The following is a 17,299-nucleotide window of genomic DNA, read 5'->3' as shown; positions in this document are numbered from 1 at the left end:
CTCTCCTCAGCTCTGGACGGCCAGCACGACGACCAGGAGGACCACGAGGCCTCCGAGCATCGTTGCGGCGTAGGTGCGGACGTAACCGGTCTGGGCGCGCCGGAGCAGGGCGCCCAGACCGACGGTCGTGTGCGCGAGGCCCTTGGACCCGCCGTCGACGACCGCGTGGTCGGCGTAGACCAGCGACCGGGTCAGGTGCTGGCCCGGCTCGACCAGGAGCGCGTCGTTCACCGCGTCCTGGTAGAGGTCGACGCGCGCGGCGCGGGTCAGCGTGGTGCCCAGCGGCGGGACCACGGGCACCGTGGAGACCGCGTACCGGCGCCACGCGAGCACCAGGCCGACGACGACCGCGGCGAGCGTGATGGCGATGAGCGACCAGGCCGGCAGCACGGGCTCGCCGTGCTCGGCGTGGCCGGTCACGGGCTCGAGCCAGTCGACGAACCGGTCCCCGACCGCGAGCACCAGGCCCAGACCGACCGAGCCGACCGCGAGGATGATCATCGGCCAGGTCATGAGTGCCGGGGACTCGTGCGGGTGCTGCTCGCTGCCGTCCTTCCTCGTCGTCCACCGGCGGTCGCCCTCGAACGTCATGAAGAACAGCCGGGACATGTAGAAGGACGTGATGCCGGCGCCCAGCAGCGCGACGGTGCCGAACACCCAGGCGCGCCACTCGGCGCCGTCGACGGGCACGAAGGCGGCCTCGATGATCTTGTCCTTGGAGAAGAACCCGGAGAACGGCGGGATCCCGAGGATCGCGAGCCAGCCCATCATGAAGGTGAGCCAGGTGATCTTCATGTACCGCGCGAGCCCGCCGAACCGCCGCATGTCGACCTGGTCGTCCATGCCGTGCATGACGGAGCCGGCGCCCAGGAACATGCCGGCCTTGAAGAAGCCGTGCGTGACCAGGTGGAAGATCGCGAACGCGTAGCCGATCGGGCCCAGACCGGCGGCGAGCACCATGTAGCCGATCTGCGACATGGTGGAGGCGGCCAGCGCCTTCTTGATGTCGTCCTTGGCGCAGCCCACGATCGCCCCGAACAGCAGGGTGATCGCCCCGATGATCACGACGACGAGCTGCGCGGTGGGCGCGGCCTCGAAGACGGCCCCGGAACGCACGATCAGGTACACGCCCGCGGTGACCATGGTCGCGGCGTGGATGAGCGCCGACACGGGCGTGGGACCCGCCATCGCGTCACCGAGCCAGGACTGCAGCGGGAACTGCGCCGACTTGCCGCACGCGGCGAGCAGCAGCATGAGCCCGATCGCGGTCAGCGTGCCCTCGCTCGCGGCGGACCCGGGGTCGGCGAGCACGGTGCCGAAGTCCAGCGACCCGAAGTGGGCGAACATCAGCCCCATCGCGACCAGCAGGCCGACGTCACCGACGCGGTTGGCGACGAACGCCTTCTTGGCCGCCACCGCGTAGGGCGTGTTGTGGTTCCAGAACCCGATGAGCAGGTACGACGCGAGACCCACGCCCTCCCAGCCGACGAAGAGCAGGAGGTAGGAGTCGGCGAGCACCAGGATCAGCATCGCCGCGACGAACAGGTTCAGGTACGCGAAGAACCGGCGCCGGTCGCGGTCGTGGTCCATGTACGCCACGGAGTACACGTGGATGAGCGTGCCGACGAACGTCACCAGCAGCACGAACGTGAGCGAGAGCGGGTCGAGCCGCATCCCCGCGTCCACGTGCAGCGCGCCCGCGTCGATCCAGGTCCCCAGGCGCACGTCGAGCACCCGGCTGTCCGCGGGGCGGTCCAGGACGCGCAGGAACGTCAGGAGCCCGACGACGAACGCGGCCGCCGAGGCGAGCACGCCGAGCCAGTGGCCCCATCGGTCGGACCGCCGCCCGAGCAGCAGGAGGATCGCCGCGGAGGCCAGCGGGATGCCGACGAGCAGCGGCGCGACGGCGAAGATGCCGCCGGAGACGGTCTCGCCGGCAGGGGCGAGGGTCTCGGTGCCGAGCGCCTGCGGCAGCGGGCCGGCGAGCGAGATCAGGGTGTGCACGCGCGTTCCCTCAGCTCTTCAGCAGGTTGACGTCGTCGACCGAGGCCGACCGGCGGGTACGGAAGATCGCCACGATGATCGCCAGGCCGACGACGACCTCGGCGGCGGCCACGACCATGACGAAGAACGCGAGGACCTGCCCCGTGAGCGAGCCGTGGATGCGGGAGAACGTGACCAGGGCGAGGTTGGTCGCGTTGAGCATGAGCTCGATGCCCATGAACGCGATGATCGCCTGGCGCCGCAGCAGCACCGTGGTGGCCCCGACGGAGAACAGGATCCCCGAGAGCACCAGGTAGTGGGTGAGCGTCACTTGCCCTCCTCCGAGTCCGGTGCCGAGGCGTCGGTGCCCGCGACCGCGTCGCCGATCCACGGGGCGCCGACGTCGGCGCCCTCCGGGTCGGCCTGCGGCGGGGGGTTGCCGTGCTGGCCGTCGACACCGTCGGCGCCCGTGCCGCGGTCCGCGGCGGCGCGGCCGGCGATGACGCGCCCGATGCGCGCGGCGTACTCGTCGGCGTCGGCCTCCTGCCCGCGCACGCGCAGCACGCGGGGCACCGAGCTCTCGATCGGCCGGCCGTACGGGTCCAGCGCCGGCACGTCCATGGCGTTGTGCTTGGCGTACACGCCCGGCGCGGGCAGGGGCGCGAGGTGGTGGCCCTCGCGGACGCGCGCCGCGGCGCGCTCCTTCTGCCCGACGTGCGGCGTCAGCCGGCGGCGGTGCGTGAGCACCAGCGCACCGAGCGCGGCGGTCACGAGCAGCGCACCCACCACCTCCATGGCGAACACGTGCTCGCCGAAGATCAGGTGGGCGATGCCCTCGGGGTTCGAGTTCTCGTTCGCGCTCGCCAGACCCGTCGGCGACGGGTAGGAGACGGTGCCGATCACGCCCGCGAGCACGACGACCAGGCCGAGCCCCGCCAGCCAGCCGATCCAGCGCTGGCCGCGCAGCGTCTCCACCAGGGAGTCCGCGCTGCCGACGCCCACGAGCATGAGGACGAACAGGAAGAGCATCATGATCGCGCCGGTGTAGACGACCACCTGGACGACGCCCAGGAAGGGCGCCCCCTGCGCGACGTACATGAACGCCAGGCAGATCATCACCAGGATCACGGCCAGCGCCGCGTGCACCGCCTTGCGCGCGAACAGCAGGCCGAGCGACGCGATCACCATGACGGGGGCGAGGATCCAGAACAGCACGGCCTCGCCGGTCGTCGCGTCGCCACCCGCGTCCACGGCCGTGTGCAGCGCCGTGTGGAGCAGTGCGCTCACCGGGCACCCCCCTGCCGGCGCGCGCCCGCGACGTGCTCCGCCATGAGCGCCGCGGTGGGCCCGGGCACGTTCGCGGCCTCGAGGCCCGCGCCCTCCGGCAGCGTCGGGTCGTCGGGCCGCTGCTCGCGCACCCACGCCCGCTGCGCGTCGGTGGCCGTGGTCACCTGGCCGCGGTAGTACTCGGTGTCGGTCGTGCCCTCCACCATCGGGTGCGGCGCGGCGAGCATGCCGGACCGCAGCGGCGCCAGAAGGTCGTCCTTCTCGTAGATCATCCCGGCGCGCGTCGGACCCGCGAGCTCGTACTCGTTCGTCATCGTCAGCGCGCGCGTCGGGCAGGCCTCGATGCACAGCCCGCAGAAGATGCAGCGCAGGTAGTTGATCTGGTACACGCGCCCGTACCGCTCACCGGGCGAGTACTGCTCGTCGGGCGTGTTGTCGCCCGCCTCGACGTAGATCGCGTCCGCGGGGCACGCCCACGCGCACAGCTCGCAGCCGATGCACTTCTCCAGCCCGTCGGCGTACCGGTTGAGCTGGTGCCGCCCGTGGTAGCGCGGCTTCGTCGGGACGGTCTCCCGCGGGTACTGCTCGGTGACCGTCTTGCGGAACATGTTCGACAGCGTCACGCCGAACCCGCCCACGGGGGCGAGCAGGGCGCGCAGGCCGGTCGACCGCGGGATCAGCGACTCGTACTGCGGGGTCGCCGGCGCGCCGACCTCGCCCGCGGGCGGGCGCGGGGAGACGGCCTTGCCGGCCGCCGCCGGTCGCGCCGACGAGCCGGCAGGCTTCTGCGGGCGCGGCGCCGGGCGCTTCTGCGGGTCAGCCACCGTGCACCTCCTTCGGGTCGGTCTCGGTCGGGTCGTCCGTCGACGGGCCGTCCGCGCCGGCCGGCGCACCGACCGTGGCGGCCACCGGCACGCGTCCGGCGCGGGGCGACGGGGGCAGCACCTGGCCGGGCAGCGGGGGCACGGGGTAGCCGTCGGCGAACGCGTCGAGCACGCGGGACGGCTCCGGCTCCGGCTCGGGCTTCTTCTCGGGGATGAACAGCGACACCACGACGCCCGCCAGCACGATGCCGGCCAGCACGAACAGGATCGTGTTGAGCTCCACGTCGTCGAACTCCGGGAACTGGCGCAGGCCCTGCACCACGGCGACGCACACGAGCCAGACGAGCGACGCGGGGATGAGGACCTTCCAGCCCAGCTTCATGAACTGGTCGTACCGGAACCGCAGCACCGAGCCGCGCACCCACACGAAGAAGAACATCAGCGCCCAGAGCTTGGCCAGGAACCACAGCACGGGCCACCAGCCCTGCTGCAGGAAGCTGTCCGCCGGGATGAAGGGGGCGCGCCAGCCGCCCAGGAAGAGCGTGGTGGCGACGGCCGAGACGTTGAGCATGTTGATGTACTCCGCCAGGAAGAACCAGGCGAACTTCATCGACGAGTACTCGGTCATGTACCCGCCGACCAGCTCGCCCTCGGCCTCGGGGAGGTCGAACGGCAGGCGGTTGGTCTCGCCGACCATCGAGACCACGTAGATCACGAACGCCGGGAGCAGCGGGAGGAACCACCAGATCTGCGTCTGCGAGTCGACGATCTGCGACGTGGACATCGAGCCCGCGAGCAGGAACACGCTGACCAGGGACATGCCCATCGCGAGCTCGTAGCTGATCACCTGCGCCGTGGAGCGCACCCCGCCGAGCAGCGGGTAGGTGGAGTTCGAGGACCAGCCGCCGAGCACGATGCCGTACACGCCGACCGACGCGCAGGCCAGGATGTAGAGCACCGCGACCGGGAAGTCGGTGAGCTGCAGCGGGGTCTCGATCCCGAACATGCTGACCGACGGCCCCAGCGGGATCACCGCGAACGTCAGCAGCGAGCAGAACACCGCGATCATCGGCGCGACGATATAGACGACCTTGTCGGCCGCCTTGACCGTCATGTCCTCCTTGAACAGGAGCTTCATGGCGTCCGCGAGCGACTGCAGGAGGCCGAACGGGCCGTGCACGTTGGGACCGGGCCGCACCTGCATGCGCGCGACGACCTTGCGCTCGAACCAGATCGCGAACAGCACGCTGGTCAGCAGGAACGCCAGGATCACCACGGCCTTGATCAGCCAGATCCACCACGTGTCGTTGCTGAAGTCCGCGGTGACGGGCGCGATCGGCTCGGCGAGCAGCTGCGTGCGCATGTCAGACCTCCTCGTCCGGGCCGGCGGCCGCGCCCGGCGTGAGCCGGACCAGGTCCCCGCCGACCGCGTGCAGCGTGTCCCGCACGGCCGAGCCGGGCGAGCTCGTCGGCAGCCAGACGACGAAGTCCGGCATGTCGGTGACCAGCGCCGGAAGCGTGACGGTGCCGGCGTCGGTCGAGACCGCGAGCGGCGCGCCGTCGGCCACCCCGACCGCCTGCGCGGTGCCGGCCGAGACGCGCGCGACCGCGCGCTTGGCGGTGCCGGCCAGGTGCGGCTCGCCGTCCTGCAGGCGGCCCGCGTCCAGCAGGTGGTGCCAGGTCGCGAGCACCGCGTGGCCCGGCGGGACCGCGGGCGGCTCGGCGGGCGCGACGTCCGGGGCGGCCACGCGCGCGCCGTCCCAGCCGCCGAGCTGGTCGAGCTCGGCGTGCACGTCGGCGACGCTGCCCAGGCGCAGGTCCACGCCCAGCGCCTCGGCCAGGTTGTGCAGCACCCGGTGGTCGGGCAGCGCGTGGGACACGAGCGCCTGCGGGAACGGCCGCGGGCGGCCCTCCCAGGTGACGAACGTGCCCGGCTTCTCGACCGGGGGTGCCACCGGCAGGACGACGTCCGCCCGGTCGGTCACGTCCGACGAGCGGACCTCGAGCGAGACGACGAAGCCGACCTTGTCGAGCGCGTCGCGCGCCAGCGCCGGGTCCGGCAGGTCCGCCGGGTCCACGCCGCCGACGACGAGCCCGCCCAGGCGCCCGTCGCGCGCCGCGGCGACGATCTCGGAGACCGACCGGCCGGGCGTGGCGGGCAGCTGGTCGACGCCCCACACGGCGGCGAGGTCGACGCGCGCGGCCGCGTCCGCGACCGGGCGCCCGCCCGGCAGCAGGGTGGGCAGCGTGCCGGCCTCGACCGCGCCGCGCTCCCCCGCGCGCCGCGGCACCCACGCCAGGCGCGCGCCGGAGCGCTCCGCGAGGCGCAGCACCGCGCTCAGCGCACCGGCAGAGGAGGCCGCGCGCTCGCCGACCAGGATCACGGCGCCGTCGGCGGCGATCGCCTCGGCGGCCGCCGCGAGCTCGTCGTCGTCCGCGTCCGCGACGAGCGCGTCCAGGACCTCCGCCTCCGTACCGGGGGCGGCGGCCAGCAGCGTGCCGGACAGCCGCTCGAGCCCGCGGCTCGCGAGCGGTGCGACCGCGAGCACGCGCGTCCGACGAGCGACCGTCGCCTGGCGGAGCCGCAGGAACAGGATGCCGCCCTCCTCCTCGGGCTCGAGCCCGACGAGCAGGACCGCGGGGGCCCGGTCGAGGTCCGCGAACGTGACCTCGAGCGTCCGGCCGGCGACGTGGTGGCCCAGGAACGCGGCCTCCTCGTCCGAGTGCGGCCGCGCGCGGTGGTCCACGTCGTTGGTGCCGAGCGCGACGCGCGCGAGCTTGCCGTACGCGTACGCGTCCTCGAGCGTCACGCGGCCGCCGGGCAGCACGCCCACGCCGCCCGCGCCGAACGCCGTCCGCAGGCCCGCCGCGGCGGCGCCGAACGCCTCCACCCAGCTCGCGGGCCGCAGCTCGCCGCGCGTGCCGTCCGCCAGGCGCTCGCGCACCAGGGGCGTCGCGATCCGGTCGGGCGACGACTGCCACCGGAACGCGAACCGGTCCTTGTCGCTGATCCACTCCTGGTTGACGGCCGGGTCGTCGCCGGACAGGCGCCGCATCACGACGCCGCGACGGTGGTCGACCCGGATGGCCGAGCCCTGCGAGTCGTGCTCGGAGACACCGGGCGTCGAGACGAGGTCGAACGGCCGCGAGCGGAACCGGTAGGCGGCCGACGTCAGCGCGCCGACCGGGCAGATCTGCACCGTGTTGCCCGAGAAGTAGGACGCGAACGGGCGACCGCTCGTGTCGAGCGCCGAGGCGCCGACGGGCGTCTCGCCCGCGAAGCCCAGGACCTCGACGTCGAACGTGCCGATCTGCTGCTGCGCGCCGCGCTTCTGCAGGTCGATGAACACGTCGCCCGCGATCTCCTCCGAGAACCGGGTGCAGCGCTGGCACAGGACGCAGCGCTCCCGGTCCAGCAGGATCTGCGTCGAGATCGCGATCGGCTTGGGGAACGTCCGCTTGACGTCGACGAAGCGCGTCGCCGCCCGGCCGTTGCTCATGGCCTGGTTCTGCAGCGGGCACTCGCCGCCCTTGTCGCACACCGGGCAGTCGAGCGGGTGGTTGATGAGCAGCAGCTCCATCACTCCGTGCTGCGCCTTGTCCGCCTCGGGGGACGTGTGCTGCGTCTTGACCTGCATGCCGGGGCCGGCCTCGAGGGTGCACGAGGCCTGAGGCTTGGGCATCTTGGCCAGGTTGCCGTCGCGCCCGGGCGCCCAGACCTCGACCAGGCACTGCCGGCACGCGCCGGCGGGCGCGAGCAGCGGGTGGTCGCAGAACCGCGGGATCTGGATGCCCAGGTCTTCGGCGGCACGGATGACGAGCGTGCCCTTCGGCACGGTCGTCTCGATGCCGTCGATGCTGAACGTGACCGTGGCGTCCGGCTCCGCCGGGACGGGGACGGGAGCGGCGGGCACCAGGGGCGTCCCGGCCGCCGCGGCCCGGGCCGACGAGCGGTCCGAGGTGATCGTCATGCGTGCACCCCCGCGAGGGCCGCGCCGGACCGGCGCGGCGTGTAGTCGAAGAGCGCACTGCGCTCGGGCGGGAACAGGACGTCGGCCGGCGTGTGGCAGCCGGCCTCGAACTCCTCCCGGAAGTACTGGATCGCGCTGGTGACCGGGCTGGTCGCGCCGTCGCCGAGCGCACAGAACGCGCGGCCCAGGATGTTGTCGCACAGGTCGAGCAGCAGGTCGATGTCGGCCTCGGTGCCCTGCCCGCGCTCGATCCGCTGCAGCACCTGCGCGAGCCAGAACGTGCCCTCGCGGCACGGCGTGCACTTGCCGCAGGACTCGTGCTTGTAGAACTCGGTCCACCGCGTCACCGCACGGACCACCGAGGTGGTCTCGTCGAAGATCTGCAGCGCGCGCGTGCCGAGCATCGAGCCCGCGGCGCCCACCGACTCGTAGTCGAGCGGGACGTCGAGGTGCTCGGCCGTGAAGATCGGCGTCGAGGACCCGCCCGGCGTCCAGAACTTCAGCTCGTGCCCGGCACGCACGCCGCCGGCCATGTCGAGCAGCTCGCGCAGCGTGATGCCCAGCGGCGCCTCGTACTGGCCCGGCCGGGTGACGTGCCCGGACAGCGAGAACAGACCGTGCCCGGTCGAGCGCTCGGTCCCCATCTGCTTGAACCAGTCGGCGCCGCCGACCACGATGCCGGGCACCGACGCGATCGACTCGACGTTGTTGACCACCGTCGGGCGGGCGTACAGGCCCGCCACCGCCGGGAAGGGCGGCTTGAGCCGCGGCTGGCCGCGCAGGCCCTCGAGCGAGTCGAGCAGCGCGGTCTCCTCGCCGCAGATGTACGCGCCGGCGCCGGCGTGCACCGTGAGCTCGAGGTCGTACCCCGAGCCCAGGATGTCCGTGCCGAGGTAGCCCTGCGCGTACGCCTCCTCCACCGCGCGCAGCAGGCGCCGGTAGACGTGCAGCACCTCGCCGCGCACGTAGATGAAGGCGTGGTGGCAGCCGATCGCGTAGGACGTGATGATCACGCCCTCGATCAGGTGCTGCGGGCTCGCCATCATGAGCGGGATGTCCTTGCACGTGCCCGGCTCGGACTCGTCGGCGTTCACGACGAGGTAGCGCGGCCCGCCGTCGGGCGCGGGCAGGAAGCCCCACTTCATGCCCGTCGGGAACCCGGCGCCGCCACGGCCGCGCAGGCCCGAGTCCTTGACCATCGTCACGACGTCGGGCGCCAGCATGCCGAGCGCGCGCCGCAGGCCGCGGTAGCCGCCGTTGGCCTCGTACGTCGCGAGCGACCACGAGCGGTCGGCGTCCCAGTGGTCGCTCAGCACGGGGGCGAGGGTGGTAGCCATCTCAGTCCTCCTTCGCATCCGACGCGGCCTGCTTCTTCTCCTGCTGCGCGGGCGACACGTCGCCCGCGGTCGTCGCGGGGCGCTCGGCGCTCGACTGCTCGTCGCCGGTCCGGGGTGGGACCTCGCCCCGGGCGCCGGTCGCGCCGGAGGACGAGCCCGCGGGCTCCTCGTCGCCCGGGAACGGCGGGGCCGTCCAGCCCTCGTCGCGGGCCAGCAGGGTGCCCCGCAGGGTCGCCTCGCCCGCCCCGATGCCCTCGTCGGCCCGCCCGTCCGCGAAGCCCGCGAGCACACGCGACATCTCGCGGAAGGTGACGACCTTGTCCGCCCCGCGCGTCGGCGCCACGTCCTGCCCGGACCGGAGCCGGTCGACGACGTCGGCGGCCGACTCCGGGGTCTGGTTGTCGAAGAACTCCCAGTTCACCATCACGACCGGCGCGTAGTCGCACGCCGCGTTGCACTCGACGCGCTCGAGCGTGACCTTGCCGTCCTCGGTCGTCTCGTCGTGGCCCACGCCGAGGTGGTCGCACAGGTGCTCCCAGATCGCGTCGCCGCCCATGACGGCGCACAGCGTGTTGGTGCACACGCCGACGGTGTACTCGCCGTTGGGGTGACGCTTGTACTGCGTGTAGAAGGTCGCCACGGCGGACACCTCGGCCGTCGTCAGGCCCAGCGTCGCGGCGCAGAACGCGATGCCGCGCGGGCTGACGTAGCCGTCCTCGGCCTGCACCAGGTGCAGCAGGGGCAGCAGCGCGGAGCGCTCCTGCGGGTAGCGCGCGACGACCTGCGCCGCGTCGGCGGACAGCCGCGCGAGCGTCTGCTCGTCGTACGACGTGCGGTGCGCCCGGCCCTCGCCGCGCGGGACCAGCTCCTCGACGGACATCAGCGGTCCACCCCTCCGAGCACCGGGTCGATCGACGCGACGGCGACGACGACGTCCGCCACCTGACCGCCCTCGCACATGATCGACGTGGCCTGCAGGTTGTTGAAGCTCGGGTCCCGGAAGTGCGCGCGGTACGGCCGCGTGCCGCCGTCCGAGACCAGGTGCACACCCAGCTCGCCGCGGGGGTGCTCCACCGTCTGCCACACCTGGCCGGCCGGGACCCGGAAGCCCTCGGTGACCAGCTTGAAGTGGTGGATCAGCGCCTCCATGGAGGTGCCCATGATCTCCTTGATGTGCGCGAGCGAGTTGCCCATGCCGTCGCTGCCGATCGCGAGCTGCGCGGGCCAGGCGATCTTCCTGTCCGCGACCATCACCGGGCCGGGCGTCTTCTCGAGCCGGTCCAGCGCCTGCCGGCAGATCTTGATGGACTGGTAGATCTCCTCGAGGCGGACCTCGATCCGGCCCCACGCGTCGGCGCTCGTCGCGGTGGGGACGTCGAAGTCGTACGTCTCGTACCCGCAGTACGGCGCGGTCTTGCGCACGTCGTACGGCAGGCCCGCCGAACGGAGCATCGGGCCGGTGATCCCCAGGCCCATGCAGCCGGCGAGGTTGAGGTGCCCGACGTCCTTGAGCCGCAGGTGCAGGATCGGGTTCGCCAGCATGAGGTCCTCGAGCTGGCGCAGGTAGTGCTCGACCTTGACCAGCGCCTCACGCGTGGCCTCGACGCCGCCCGCGGGCACGTCCTGCGCGACGCCGCCGGGCCGGATGTACGCGTGGTTCATCCGCAGCCCGGAGATGAGCTCGAAGATCCGCAGCAGCTCCTCGCGCGCCGTGAAGCCGACCGTCATGATCGTCGTGGCGCCCAGCTCGTTGCCGCCCGTGGCGATGCACACCAGGTGCGACGTGATGCGGTTGAGCTCCATCATCAGGACGCGGATGATGCTCGCGCGCTCCGGGATGTCGTCCGTGACGCCCAGCAGCTTCTCGACCGCCAGGCAGTACGCCGCCTCCTGGAAGATCGGCGCCACGTAGTCCATGCGCGTGCAGAAGGTCACGCCCTGGGTCCAGGTGCGGAACTCCATGTTCTTCTCGATGCCGGTGTGCAGGTATCCGATTCCGGCGCGCGCCTCGGTGACGGTCTCGCCGTCGATCTCGAGCATCAGCCGCAGCACGCCGTGCGTGGACGGGTGCTGCGGACCCATGTTGACGACGATGCGCTCCTCGCCGAGGCGGGCGGCCTCCTCGGCGATGTCCGACCAGTCGCCGCCGGACGCCTCGAACGAGCGGACGCCCGCGGTCTCGTCGTCGACGATGTGACCGGTCGAGCGGGGGGTGGGGGCGGGGCGTGTGGTGCTCATCAGCTGTAGGACCTCCGCTGGTCCGCGGGCGGGACGGTCGCGCCCTTGTACTCGACCGGGATGCCGCCCAGCGGGTAGTCCTTGCGCTGGGGGTGGCCGGGCCAGTCGTCGGGCATCTCGATGCGGGCGAGCCCAGGATGGCCGTCGAAGACCATCCCGAAGAAGTCGAACGTCTCGCGCTCGTGCCAGTCGTGGCCCGGGTAGACGCTCGTCGTCGACGGCAGGTGCGGGTCGGCGTCGCTCACCGCGACCTCGAGCCGCAGGCTGCGCGAGTGCGTCACCGACGTCAGGTGGAGCACGGCGTGCAGCTCGCGCCCCTCGTCGTGCGGGTAGTGGACCCCGGAGACGCCGAGCCCCAGCTCGAACCGCAGGTCCTGGTCGTCCCGCAGGTGCCGGCAGACCTCGACCAGGTGGTCGCGCACCACGAAGAGCGTGAGCTCGCCGCGGTCCACGACCACGGACTCGACCGCGTTCGCGTACCCCGTCCCGGACTCGTCGAGGAGCTCGGCCAGGACGTCGACCACCTCGTCGAACCAGCCGCCGTACGGCCGCTCGCTCGGTCCCGGCAGGATCACGGTGGTCACCAGGCCGCCGTAGCCGCTGGTGTCGCCCGACCCGTGCACGCCGAACAGGCCGTGCCGCACGTCCACGACCTCGAGCGGGGTGCGCGGCGCCTGCGCGGGGATGTTCTGGCCGCCCGCCTCCAGTGCCGCCTGCGTCGCCGGCTGGGCGGCGGTGGTGCCCTCCCCCGGCTTCGCGGCGTCGGCGGCGTCCTGCTTCAGCTCCTTCTCGTCGCTCATCGCAGCAGCCCCGTCATGTGCGACGTCGGCGTCGCCGCCAGCGCCGCCGCCTCGGCCGCCGCGGCGGCCTCCTTGCGGTTCACGCCCAGCGGCTCGTTCTGGATCTGGTCGTGCAGCGTGAGGATCGCGTTGATGAGCATCTCCGGCCGCGGCGGGCAGCCCGGCAGGTAGATGTCCACCGGCACGATGTGGTCGACGCCCTGGACGATCGCGTAGTTGTTGAACATGCCGCCCGAGCTCGCGCACACGCCCATCGACAGGACCCACTTGGGCGCCGACATCTGGTCGTAGACCTGCCGGACGACGGGGGCCATCTTCTGGCTCACCCGGCCCGCGACGATCATCAGGTCGGCCTGGCGCGGGGACGCGCGGAAGACCTCCATCCCGAACCGCGACAGGTCGTAGCGCGGCGCGCCGGCGGACATCATCTCGATCGCGCAGCACGCGAGACCGAACGTGACCGGCCACAGCGATCCCTTGCGGAAGTAGCCGACCAGGTCCTCGATCGTCGTCAGCAGGAAACCCGAGGGTGCTTCCTCGATCCCCATCTCAGGACCTCCTCGTCGAAGTGCTCGTCGTGCTCGTCGTCCCGGCCTCAGCCGTCATGGTCCGCTGCGTGGCACCGGCTCGTCGTGACCTCAGTCCCACTCGAGGCCCCCGCGCCGCCACTCGTAGACGAACGGCACGGTGATCAGCACCAGGAAGCCGAGCATCGCCACCAGCCCGAACAGCGCGAGCTCCACGAAGCTCACGGCCCACGGGTACAGGAAGACGACCTCGACGTCGAAGACGATGAACGTCATCGCGACCAGGTAGTACTTGATCGGGAAGCGTCCGCCGCCGATCGCGTGCGGGGTGGGCTGGATGCCGCACTCGTACGCCTCGAGCTTGGCGCGGTTGTACCGCTTGGGGCCGATGATCGCGCTGGCGCCGACGCCGCCGAGGGCGAGGACCGCGGCGATGCCCATGAGCCACAGGAGGGGCACGTACGGGTTGGTCATCAGGCGTCCTTCCTCGGCGCTGAGGTCTGGGTGGTCATGCGGGTCAGGCCGCCGGAGCGATCCGGGCGAGAGCGGAGATCGTCCGGTCCACCACGTCGCCGCCGTGCGGCTCGTAGCAGTCGGACAGGAGCTTGAGCACGAACTTCATCAGCAGCGGCCGGGGCAGGCCGTACCGCGTGCACAGCCGCATGACCTCCGGGTGCTCGATGAGCTTCACGAAGACGCGCCCGAGCGTGTAGTAGCCGCCCAGGTCGTCCTTCATGCGGCGCTGGTAGGTGGCGAGCGCGCGCTCGCGGCCGGCAGCCGTGCCCCGGGCGAGGCCCTGCGAGATCGCGTCCGCCGCGACCCGGCCCGCCTGCAGGCCGTACGCGATGCCCTCGCCGTTGAACGGGCTCACCATGCCCGCCGCGTCGCCCGCCAGGAGCAGGCCGTCAGCGTACAGCGGGCCACGGTTGAACCCCATCGGCAGCGCGGCGCCGCGCACCGGGCCCACCTGGTTCTCCGGCGTGAACTCCCACTCGGCGGGTGCGTTGGCCATCCACGCCGCGAACAGCGCCTTGTAGTCGACCTTCGTCGCGGCGGCCGTCGAGCTCACCGAGCCCAGCCCCACGTTCGCGGTGCCGTCCCCGAGCGCGAAGATCCAGCCGTAGCCCGGCATCAGGTTCGACTTCCCGGGCTCGCCGTCCCACAGCTCGAGGTGCGACTCCATCCACGCGTCGTCGTGCCGCGGGGTGCGGAAGTAGGTGCGGACGGCCACGCCCATGGGCCGGTCGTCGCGCTTGGTGCGGCCCACGCCCGTCGCGATGCGGGCGCTCACGCCGTCGGCCGCCACCACGACGCGCGACCGGTAGGTCACCTCGTCGCCCGCGCGTCGGCCGTCGTCGTCGACGGGACGCGCCGTCACGCCCGCGACGCGACCCGTGCGCTCGTCGCGCACGACGCCCGTCACGTTCGTCCGCTCGTGCAGCTTGGCGCCTGCGGCCCGCGCGTGGTCCGCCAGCAGGTGGTCGAGGCTCATCCGGGAGCGCGCCAGGCCGTAGGACGGGTACGACGAGATCTCCGGCCACGGCAGCTCGAGGCGGTGCCCTCCGCCGAGCACCCGCAGCCCCTCGTTGCGGATCCAGCCGTCCTGCTCGCGGATCGGCACGGCCATCCGCACCAGCTCCGCGACCGCCCGCGGCGTCAGACCGTCTCCGCAGACCTTGTCCCGCGGGAACGACGCCTTCTCGAGCAGCAGGACGTCGAGGCCCGCACGTGCGCAGTGGTAGGCGGTCGCGGCACCCGCAGGGCCCGCGCCCACGACGATGACGTCCGCGTCATCGGTCCTCACCACCACTGGTCACTCCACTTGTGACGTTGTTCACGTGCGACTCCGGCGAGTGTAACGAGGCCCGACCGGGGTGTCTGCGAAGGCTTGCCTCACCTGGGACGTCGACCCTCGGAACACCGCATGAACACGGGCTCCGCCCCCTGTCGGGTCCCGCGGGACGTCCGGCGCTCAGGCGGGGCGGGTTGCGCGGTGCAGCGCGACGATCCCGCCGGAGAGGTTCCGGAAGGCGACCTTCTCCCAGCCGGCGCGCTTGATCATCAGACCGAGCTCGCGCTGGTCCGGCCAGTCGCGGATGGTCTCGGCGAGGTACGTGTACGCGTCGGTCTCCTTGCTGACCACGCGCGCGACGCGCGGCAGGGCGTGCGTCAGGTACCCCGTGTAGACCGCCCGGAACGGCGCGAAGGTGGGTCGCGAGAACTCGCACACCACCAGGCGGCCGCCCGGCTTGGTGACCCGCAGCAGCTCGTCGAGCGCCGCCGGGACGTCGGGCACGTTGCGCAGGCCGAACGACATCGTCACCGCGTCGAACGACTCGTCCGCGAAGGGCAGGTGCATCGCGTCGCCCGCGACGAACGGCAGGTCCGGGCGTCGCGTCTTGCCGACGCCCAGCATCCCCTCGGACAGGTCGCACGGGACGACGAGCACGCCCGAGTCCGCGATCGGCTCCGACGACGTGCCCGTGCCCGCCGCGAGGTCCAGCAGCGTCTGCCCCGGCTGGGCGTCGAGCGCGGCGATCGTCGCGCGGCGCCACTGCCGGTCCTGCCCCATCGACAGCACGTCGTTGGTCCGGTCGTACCGGTGCGCGACGGAGTCGAACATCGTCGCGACCTCGTCGGGGTTCTTGGCCAAGCTCGCACGCGCCATGCGCCCATCGTGCCACCCCCCGCGTGGACCCACGACGGGCCGACGGCGGGTGCACGCCGGGGGTGCGCAGCGGCTGGCGCGTGGCACCGGGTGGGCGGGCATACGCTGGTCGGGATGAGCACGCTGACCTCCGCGCCCGCGGACCGGCTCCCCCACCCCCTCGTCGTGCGGACGGTCGCCCTCGACCTGCCGACGCGCGCGGGTGACGCGGCCGATCCCGCGGACCTGCTCGACCTCCTGCCCCCGGCCGCGCGCGAGGGCACGCCGCTCGCCTGGGTGCGGCGCGGCGACGGCCTGGTCGCCTGGGGTGAGGTGCTGCGCCTCGAGGTCACCGGCGCCGCCCGGTTCGCCGACGCGGAGGCCGTGTGGCGCGAGGTGCTGGCCCGCGCCGTGGTGCGCGACGAGGTGCAGGTGCCCGGCTCCGGCCCGGTCGCGTTCGGGTCGTTCGCGTTCGACGACGAGTCCGCGGCCGGTGGCGTGATCGTCGTGCCGCGCGTCGTGGTCGGCCGGCGCGCCGGACGCGCGTGGCTCACGACGATGGCGGCGGGACCCGACCTCGGACCGGCACCCGTGCTCGACGAGCTCGTCGGACAGCACGTGCCGCCCGCCTCGCCCGGCGCGGTGACCTACACCGACGGGGCCGTGACCGCGGAGGGCTGGCGCGACGTCGTCGCCGCCGGCATCGCCGAGGTGCGCGCCGGACGCGTGGAGAAGGTCGTGCTCGCGCGCGACGTCGTCGCCCGGACCGCGGAGCCGCTCGACGTGCGGTGGGCGCTGCAGCGGCTCGCGTCCGCGTACCCCTCGTGCTGGACGTTCAGCGTCGACGGCCTCCTCGGCGCGACGCCCGAGCTGCTGGTCCGCTCCGAGAAGGGACTGGTGACCTCCCGCGTCCTCGCCGGCACCATCCGGCGGACCGGGGACGACGAGGCCGACGTCGCGCGCGCCGCGATCCTGGCGCACTCGTCGAAGGACCTCGAGGAGCACGAGTACGCGGTCACCTCCGTGGCGCACGCGCTCGAGCCGTTCTGCTCGTCGACCAACGTGCCGGACGTGCCGTTCGTGCTGCACCTGCCCAACGTGCTCCACCTGGCCTCGGACGTCACCGGCGTGCTCGGGGGCCAGGCGCACGGGCACCCGTCGTCGCTCGCGCTGGCCGCCGCGCTGCACCCGACCGCCGCGGTCTGCGGGACGCCGACGCGCGCCGCCGCGGAGCTCATCCGGCGCCTCGAGGGCATGGACCGCGCGCGGTACGCCGGGCCGGTCGGCTGGTTCGGCGCGGACGGCGACGGCGAGTGGGGCATCGCGCTGCGCTCGGCGCAGACCGACCCGGCCGACCCGCACCGCGTCCGCCTGTTCGCCGGCTGCGGCATCGTCGCCGCCTCCGACCCGGCCGCCGAGCTCGCCGAGTCCGAGGCGAAGCTCGTGCCCATGCGCACCGCACTCTCGTCGGACTGAAGATCCCCACGAGGTCGTCAGATGTCCGTGCAGCTCGTCAGAGATCTGCGACGAGGCACGGTCGTTCTGACGACCTCGCGGAGATCTAGCGAGCGGGAGCCGGCGGCTCGGACATCGCGCGCGGGACGGCATCGAGCCCCGGCCGGGTCGGTCGTCGCCGATCCGGCCGGGGCTCGGCCGGCGGTGGTCCGTCCAGGGGGGTGACGGAC

15 protein-coding genes are annotated in these 17,299 nt (G+C 72.8%); 1 reads left to right on the top strand and 14 read right to left on the bottom strand.

Annotated elements, in window-relative coordinates; genetic code table 11:
- Positions 1-6: 6 nt before the first annotated feature.
- The 14 genes from nuoL to KIN34_RS08050 form a co-directional block, all read right to left on the bottom strand.
- The gene (gene nuoL / locus KIN34_RS08115; protein WP_214349037.1) at positions 7-2,004 is read right to left on the bottom strand and encodes an NADH-quinone oxidoreductase subunit L; all 1,998 of its coding nucleotides are present in this window, start codon (positions 2,002-2,004) and stop codon (positions 7-9) included.
- Between the two features lie 10 nt (positions 2,005-2,014).
- Positions 2,015-2,314 (bottom strand): NADH-quinone oxidoreductase subunit NuoK, encoded by a 300-nt coding sequence (gene nuoK / locus KIN34_RS08110; protein ID WP_214349035.1) that lies wholly within the window; start codon positions 2,312-2,314, stop codon positions 2,015-2,017.
- Positions 2,311-3,270: an NADH-quinone oxidoreductase subunit J gene (locus KIN34_RS08105; RefSeq protein ID WP_214349032.1), complete on the bottom strand. Its 960-nt coding sequence runs from the start codon at positions 3,268-3,270 to the stop codon at positions 2,311-2,313. The genes nuoK and KIN34_RS08105 overlap by 4 nt, the downstream gene beginning before the upstream one ends.
- The gene (nuoI, locus tag KIN34_RS08100; protein ID WP_372449554.1) at positions 3,267-3,947 is read right to left on the bottom strand and encodes an NADH-quinone oxidoreductase subunit NuoI; all 681 of its coding nucleotides are present in this window, start codon (positions 3,945-3,947) and stop codon (positions 3,267-3,269) included. Before nuoI ends, KIN34_RS08105 begins: the two co-directional genes overlap by 4 nt.
- A gap of 139 nt (positions 3,948-4,086) precedes the next feature.
- Positions 4,087-5,457, bottom strand: coding sequence for an NADH-quinone oxidoreductase subunit NuoH (gene nuoH / locus KIN34_RS08095; protein ID WP_214349025.1), 1,371 nt, complete (start codon positions 5,455-5,457; stop codon positions 4,087-4,089).
- A gap of 1 nt (position 5,458) precedes the next feature.
- Positions 5,459-8,065, bottom strand: a complete 2,607-nt coding sequence (locus KIN34_RS08090; RefSeq protein ID WP_214349022.1) for an NADH-quinone oxidoreductase subunit G — start codon at positions 8,063-8,065, stop codon at positions 5,459-5,461.
- Positions 8,062-9,402, bottom strand: coding sequence for an NADH-quinone oxidoreductase subunit NuoF (gene nuoF / locus KIN34_RS08085; protein ID WP_214349019.1), 1,341 nt, complete (start codon positions 9,400-9,402; stop codon positions 8,062-8,064). Before nuoF ends, KIN34_RS08090 begins: the two co-directional genes overlap by 4 nt.
- A gap of 1 nt (position 9,403) precedes the next feature.
- Positions 9,404-10,282, bottom strand: a complete 879-nt coding sequence (gene nuoE, locus KIN34_RS08080; protein WP_214349016.1) for an NADH-quinone oxidoreductase subunit NuoE — start codon at positions 10,280-10,282, stop codon at positions 9,404-9,406.
- Positions 10,282-11,640: an NADH-quinone oxidoreductase subunit D gene (locus KIN34_RS08075; protein ID WP_214349013.1), complete on the bottom strand. Its 1,359-nt coding sequence runs from the start codon at positions 11,638-11,640 to the stop codon at positions 10,282-10,284. Before KIN34_RS08075 ends, nuoE begins: the two co-directional genes overlap by 1 nt.
- Complete coding sequence (locus tag KIN34_RS08070) at positions 11,640-12,440, bottom strand: NADH-quinone oxidoreductase subunit C (protein WP_214349010.1); 801 nt, start codon at positions 12,438-12,440, stop codon at positions 11,640-11,642. Before KIN34_RS08070 ends, KIN34_RS08075 begins: the two co-directional genes overlap by 1 nt.
- Positions 12,437-12,988 carry a NuoB/complex I 20 kDa subunit family protein gene (locus KIN34_RS08065; RefSeq protein WP_214349007.1) on the bottom strand — a complete coding sequence of 184 codons (552 nt, stop codon included), beginning with the start codon at positions 12,986-12,988 and terminating at the stop codon, positions 12,437-12,439. The genes KIN34_RS08070 and KIN34_RS08065 overlap by 4 nt, the downstream gene beginning before the upstream one ends.
- Before the next feature lie 90 nt (positions 12,989-13,078).
- The gene (locus KIN34_RS08060; RefSeq protein WP_214349004.1) at positions 13,079-13,441 is read right to left on the bottom strand and encodes an NADH-quinone oxidoreductase subunit A; all 363 of its coding nucleotides are present in this window, start codon (positions 13,439-13,441) and stop codon (positions 13,079-13,081) included.
- Positions 13,442-13,484: 43 nt separating this feature from the next.
- Positions 13,485-14,777, bottom strand: a complete 1,293-nt coding sequence (locus tag KIN34_RS08055; RefSeq protein WP_214349001.1) for a geranylgeranyl reductase family protein — start codon at positions 14,775-14,777, stop codon at positions 13,485-13,487.
- 162 nt (positions 14,778-14,939) lie between these two features.
- Positions 14,940-15,635, bottom strand: a complete 696-nt coding sequence (locus tag KIN34_RS08050; RefSeq protein ID WP_214348998.1) for a demethylmenaquinone methyltransferase — start codon at positions 15,633-15,635, stop codon at positions 14,940-14,942.
- Between the two features lie 114 nt (positions 15,636-15,749).
- Between KIN34_RS08050 and KIN34_RS08045 the strand changes: the two genes are divergently transcribed.
- Complete coding sequence (locus KIN34_RS08045; RefSeq protein ID WP_214348995.1) at positions 15,750-17,090, top strand: isochorismate synthase; 1,341 nt, start codon at positions 15,750-15,752, stop codon at positions 17,088-17,090.
- Positions 17,091-17,299: the final 209 nt, after the last annotated feature.

The sequence above is a fragment of the Cellulomonas fulva genome (assembly GCF_018531375.1).
Lineage (GTDB): Bacteria > Actinomycetota > Actinomycetes > Actinomycetales > Cellulomonadaceae > Cellulomonas > Cellulomonas fulva.
This window is presented reverse-complemented; position numbering and strand designations above follow the sequence as displayed.